3 protein-coding genes are annotated in these 1230 nt (G+C 37.2%); 1 reads left to right on the top strand and 2 read right to left on the bottom strand.

What is annotated here, in order from left to right; all coding sequences use genetic code 11:
- Positions 1-93: 93 nt before the first annotated feature.
- Positions 94-825, bottom strand: a complete 732-nt coding sequence (locus tag HZY94_RS04710) for a replication initiator protein A (RefSeq protein WP_179925213.1) — start codon at positions 823-825, stop codon at positions 94-96.
- Positions 826-827: 2 nt separating this feature from the next.
- Positions 828-1004, bottom strand: coding sequence for a hypothetical protein (locus HZY94_RS04705; RefSeq protein ID WP_179925212.1), 177 nt, complete (start codon positions 1002-1004; stop codon positions 828-830).
- A 62-nt stretch (positions 1005-1066) separates the two neighbouring features.
- On the opposite strand from HZY94_RS04705, the gene HZY94_RS04700 reads away from it, so the two are divergent.
- A partial coding sequence (locus HZY94_RS04700; protein WP_179925214.1) for a helix-turn-helix domain-containing protein occupies positions 1067-1230 on the top strand: 164 nt, incomplete at its 3' end.

The following is a 1230-nucleotide window of genomic DNA, read 5'->3' as shown; positions in this document are numbered from 1 at the left end:
AAACCTTAAAATCCATTGTGAATAGAGAATGGACAAGGTCCTTTCTAGATACGTAGTGGTTTTATATTGTTGTATTTCAAAACTAAGCATCCATTATTTTTCAACTTTTGATTTTAAATGAGTATAACCCGTCTCCAAAAACTCCCCAAGTTTCATTTTCTGCCTATGTGTCAGATGATAAGCAGAGTGCCAAGGCTGATGATTAAAATATTCCTGCTCTATCAAATTCAAAATCGAATAGAACTCATACCTAACGTAAGAGGTAGATTTCATCTCAGCTCCAGGAGACGAACCTGATTCGTCAGAATCAGAGATCGTCTTTCTAGAACTACATATCTCTTTATTCTCAGTATCACTAATATCAGTATCATTAGAGTCGGAATTTCCGACCTCTTGAAGTCGATTTTTCCGACCTCCGGAAGTCGGAATTTCCGACTTCCGCTCAGGACAAGGGTTTTGAGCATCTTTCTCTAATGATTTTGTAGGATCAACCATTCCAAGATAGAGTTTGTTTGGCTTATTCAAACCCTGGCGTTCTTCTTCTAAGAGACCATACTCTCGCAACTCTTTTTTAAGAGCCATAACTTTATCTCGTCCATATCCACTTAATTCCACTAATTCCTCAATTGTAAAAATAAAGTAAATATTTCCTTCATCATCTACCCAATTGTTCTGTAAAGATAATTCAAATCGATCTGACAAAAAGCTGTAAAATACTTTAGCCTCTAGTTTCATCGGCTTGTAATAATCAACTTCAAATAACGCCTTTGGGAGACGATAGAAACGGCCATGAGTCGCCACTTCACTAGCAGAAATTCTGTTCATCTTCAAACCTTTCTAAGTCCGATTTGTCCTTTATCCATTGACACAATCAATCCAAACGAAACCAGCTCATCCCAAGCTTTTTCAGCCTCCTTTTTAGACAGACCAGTCAACTCTGTATATTCTTGGATCAATCGCTGTTTCACAGAATTTTGACAAATTCCAACATTTATGCTTCTCATAGTAAAAATCTCCTTGAAATATCAAAAAAAGAACGCTGTTACGCGTTCTCTGTGGTCACTCTATAAATTTTTTAACTTCTCAAAATTCCAAATGCTTACATCGTCGCTACATTGAACGATGGAACAAAGAAGGAAAATCCAATCGAGAAATTGCTCGCCTACTTGGAAGAGCTCCTCAAACAATCAATAACGAAATCAAGCGAGGGCAAGTCTTACAACAAGTGAG

Origin of the sequence: Streptococcus danieliae, from assembly GCF_013415245.1 — a bacterium.
In the GTDB taxonomy this organism is placed as follows: Bacteria; Bacillota; Bacilli; order Lactobacillales; family Streptococcaceae; genus Streptococcus; species Streptococcus danieliae_A.
The sequence above is the reverse complement of the archived record's forward strand: the minus strand, read 5'-3'. Positions and strand labels throughout refer to the sequence as shown.

What these genes read in the sequence shown, in the direction of transcription:
- HZY94_RS04710 (WP_179925213.1), bottom strand. Translation starts at nt 825, where the DNA reads ATGAACAGAATTTCTGCTAGTGAAGTGGCGACTCATGGCCGTTTCTAT.
- HZY94_RS04705 (WP_179925212.1), bottom strand. Translation starts at nt 1,004, where the DNA reads ATGAGAAGCATAAATGTTGGAATTTGTCAAAATTCTGTGAAACAGCGA.